The 4,212-nt window shown below is 36.8% G+C and carries 3 protein-coding genes; all 3 read right to left on the minus strand.

From position 1 onward, the window contains the following. Positions 1–197 precede the first annotated feature (197 nt). Positions 198–2,111 (minus strand): sulfatase-like hydrolase/transferase, encoded by a 1,914-nt coding sequence (locus tag RT405_RS02070; RefSeq protein ID WP_313467147.1) that lies wholly within the window; start codon positions 2,109–2,111, stop codon positions 198–200. 45 nt (positions 2,112–2,156) lie between these two features. After that, a complete protein-coding gene (locus RT405_RS02075) occupies positions 2,157–3,113 on the minus strand; it encodes a glycosyltransferase family 2 protein (RefSeq protein ID WP_313467149.1) in 957 nt (318 codons plus the stop codon). 79 nt (positions 3,114–3,192) lie between these two features. After that, on the minus strand, positions 3,193–4,020 hold the full coding sequence (gene nadE / locus RT405_RS02080) for an ammonia-dependent NAD(+) synthetase (protein WP_313467151.1): 828 nt from the start codon (positions 4,018–4,020) through the stop codon (positions 3,193–3,195). Positions 4,021–4,212: the final 192 nt, after the last annotated feature.

A 4,212-nucleotide genomic window follows, 5' to 3' on the forward strand; every position in this document is an offset into this window, starting at 1 on the left:
CAGCTTCTTTAAAATCAGCCATTTCACCAATGTCCAAAATAGTTTTTGCACAACGGACAAAACCTTTTTCTATCTTTTCTGTTCCCGTATAAAGAGTTGCATTTATCCATACAGTTGTTCCCATGTAAGCCCTCCTTTATTTAATCACTTTTTATTATAAATGGTCTAGACCATAAGTCAAGAAGAATATCGTTTCTTCAGTTTGAGAAAAAATTTTGCTCTTTGCTGTAGTTTTTCCCGACCGTAACATCATATTGCAACAAATCATATTCTGCTAAAATTTGCTGCGTTTTTGCAGACAAGTCCAGACGTTCTTGTTTTGGCTCTTGATTATTATCTTCTAGATAAATCCCTTTTTCAAAAGCTGGTAATGTTTGTTCTAAAGTCATTAACAGTGCATGATAAGGCGATACTGGAGCGTTCGCTGCTTTTAACACATGGTTCATAAAATAAATAGGGCTGATGGTTCCAAGTGCTTCTTTTTCGGTCTTTCTGGAAGAAGCAATCAGCAAAGGCGTCTGATGCATCGTTAATTCACTGTTTGCGCCTAAAACTTCTTCGCCATAAAAACCAGGCAAGTGATCGCCCCAAAAGACAACAATTGTTTCTTGGTTAAGTTTTTTCAGATCTTTCAAAAAATCTGCTAATGCAGTATCACTATAAGCTATCCCTTGATAGTAATGAGCTGCTTCATTATTATCAGCTGTTCCTTGTGCAGAAAACGTTGTAGAAGGATAATTTTGGCCATACGGCATATGATTTTGCATGGTCACTAGATGAATAAAATCTGCTTCTTTTGTTTGGTTTAACTGTTTGATCACTTCTTGATAAGCCGATCGATCAGAAATATAAGGATTATTTTCAATTGTCTGATGATACGTCATCGTTTGATCGTACAAAAATGTATCAAATCCCATCTCACTGTAGACTTGTTTGCGTTTGTACATTGAAGTGTTATATGGATGGATAGCAGTAGTCTGATGTCCTGTTTCTTTTAAATAAGTTACTAGTGACGGCAATTCTTTCATACGAGTCGCCATCTGAGTATAAGGGGTGCTTAAATTAGATGCAAAAGGCTCCATCGACAAACCTGTTAAGGCTTCAAATTCAATATTTGCCGTTCCGCCGCCATACCCCTGAGACAACATTTCCCCACTTGTCTCTTGACTCATCAGTTGTCTGATTTGAGGCAAGGGGTCATCAGATACGTCAACACCGTTTAATTGAGTAGGATCTGAAAAACTTTCGTTCATAACGTAGACGATATTTACATCATCCAACTTACCCATTCTCGTTTGATTGATCTGCTCTGCTTGTTTTTGATATTTAGTAACGAGTTGTTCTATTCTTTTTTTCGAGTAATCAGCTGGCTGCTCCATTGGTGTAACATTTAAGTTGTATAGAAAGCCGCCGACAAAACCATTATTATAATAGTTCATTTCTTGGCTGTAAGGAATCCAATAAGCATAATCGTTATAAGCTGCTTTAACTAGGTTTCCAGAATCGTTAAATCCATAAACATAGGCCAGCAAACCACTGGATAACAGCCATACTCCTATTCTTACTATTCTGTAAATGGACTTATGATTCGAGCCTTTTTGTTTTACTCGTTTACGAGACTGTTTAATCAGCCAATAAATGATAGCTAAGCTGATTATGAATAAGAATAGGATAAACAACAGTGTTTTACCGTTTACCATTTGAAGTAAAAAAGGTAAATTGGTCAACATAGAGAAATCAGATGGGTACATCGGTTCTTCACGCAGCAGCATCTTTTGTTGAGTTGCCACGCCTAATGAGACAGACAATAAAAATAAGAGAGTCATTCCGACTCGCCGACTACCTATGAGCGCTGAAAACCAGATATAAAGAACGAATAAGACGCTTGTTCCTAGTAAAAATAATTCGGTATGCCAATGAACCATAAACAACCAAGCCAGTTCAAAACTAAATTGGTTTTGAAAAACTTGTAACAAAAAATTTGAAAAAACAGCTCCGAGAATTCCAACGACCAACGTAATGCCTATTTCTTTTACTATCTGATTAAATGAACCGCGGGAAACTGAGCTGTTCTCTTTTTGTTTCAGTGGCCTACGGGAATTTCTTTCCATTTTTTCATCCCTTCTTTACTGCAAAAAAATCTGCTTACTTCGCTACTACTTTTTTTCTTTTTCAGTTTGATCTGTTTCTTTTAAAATATATAATGGTCGTCTTTTCGTTTCTAAATACGTTTTTCCTAAATACTTCCCTACAATTCCTAAACAAAATAACTGAAGTCCACCAACCGCAAGCATAATCGTTACTAATGAAGGCCACCCAGCTGTCGGGTCTCCAAAAATCAAAGCTCGAACAACAATAAACAGCAAGAAAAAAATCGCTGCCAGAAAGGAAAACAACCCAATAAATGAAGCAAAAGTTAAAGGGAATTCTGAAAAATTAATGATGGCTTCTAAAGAATAATTGAATAATCCCCAAAAAGACCAAGACGTTTTTCCAGCTACCCGTTCTTTATTTTCATAAGGCAAATAATAGGTTTCAAATCCTACCCAGCTAAAAATGCCTTTTGAAAAACGATTTACTTCATCAAGCGAAAGAACAGCTTTCACCATTCTTCTGGTCATTAAGCGATAATCTCTAGCGCCATCAACAAATTCTGTATCAGAAATGCGATTCATCAATCGATAAAAGCAATTCGCAAAAAAAGAACGAATAGGAGGTTCCCCATTGCGCGTTATGCGCCGGGTACCAATACAGTCATATTCCTTCGTTCGTAATAACTCCAGCATTTCCGGCAACAATTCAGGCGGATCTTGCAAATCGGCATCCATTACTGCAATATAATCACCTGTAGCATACTGCAACCCAGCTATTAAAGCCGCTTCTTTTCCGAAATTTCTGGAAAAGGATAAGTAATGAACTCGTTTTGTATCTTGTGCTGCAAACTTTTTAAGGATATTTAATGTCTGATCCTTTGAACCATCATCTATAAAAATATACTCAATGTCTGCCTGTTTAAGGTTTTTGCGGGTCTCCTCTAAAGCTGCATAGAAAAAAGGTAAAGCCAGTTCTTCATTAAAACAAGGAACAACAATTGAGATTTGTTCTATTTTCACAGTTTTCTCCCTTTCTTCCTATCTAAAAAAACAAGCTATTCCAGTTTGAATTATTTAGCGGAATAGCTGTTACCTTTCTTTATTTCCAGAAATCATCAAAGAGAGAAATAGGCAAATGACGCTTGTGCTGGGTTTTCAAATACCATGTTTCTATTTGTGCTGCAACTGTCGGATCTACTTCTTTTCCTTCAAGGTAGTTATCAATGTCTTCATAGGTAACACCTAAAGCTACTTCATCTGCTATTCCCGGTTTGTTTTCTTCTAAATCAGCTGTCGGGATTTTCAAATACAAATGTTCTGGTGCTCCCAATGCTTGCAGCAATGCTCTTCCTTGTCGTTTATTCAATCGAGTCAACGGTGTAAGATCTGAAGCACCATCGCCAAATTTAGTATAAAAACCGGTTACTGCTTCAGCAGCATGGTCCGTTCCAATTACTGCACCTTGACGCATCCCAGCAACAGCATATTGAACAATCATCCGTTGGCGAGCTTTGATATTTCCCTTAACAAAATCACTTACCTCTACACCGGTTTCTTTTAAGGTTTGAACCGTTGCATCGACTGCTGGTTTGATATTGACTCGTATACTTTCATCTGCTCCAATAAACGCTACTGCATCAATTGCATCTTGTTCATCAGCTTGTTCACCGTAAGGCAAGCGGATCGCAATAAAGCGGTAATCAGAATCTCCTGTTTCTTCGCGCATTTCAGCCATAGCCATTTGGCTTAATTTTCCTCCAAGTGTTGAATCTTGCCCTCCGCTGATTCCTAATACTAAAGTTTTTAAAAACGGATTTTTACGCAAGTAAGTTTTTAGAAAATCAATACTTTTTCGTATTTCTAACTGTACATTGATTTCCGGAGCTACGTGCATTTCTTTAATGATTTGATTTTGTAATTTTGTCATTTATTCCGCCCTCATTTCATCTATTTTCTATTATTTTAGTATAGCATAATTCATGCAACGGCTCTATTTTTTCAATTTATCTGTAAAAAAAATGCCGCTTTCTCCTGAATAAAATAGGAAAAAGAGGTCATTTTTTGTTAATAGCAAGATCCTATTGATTTAATCGAAAATAGATAGGAGATTTACACTGGT

The organism is Carnobacterium sp. (assembly GCF_032094055.1).
Lineage (GTDB): Bacteria > Bacillota > Bacilli > Lactobacillales > Carnobacteriaceae > Carnobacterium_A.

Bases quoted from the DNA above. Each gene is read 5' to 3' on its own strand.
- RT405_RS02070 (WP_313467147.1), bottom strand. From the start codon at position 2,111: ATGGAAAGAAATTCCCGTAGGCCACTGAAACAAAAAGAGAACAGCTCA.
- nadE (WP_313467151.1), bottom strand. From the start codon at position 4,020: ATGACAAAATTACAAAATCAAATCATTAAAGAAATGCACGTAGCTCCG.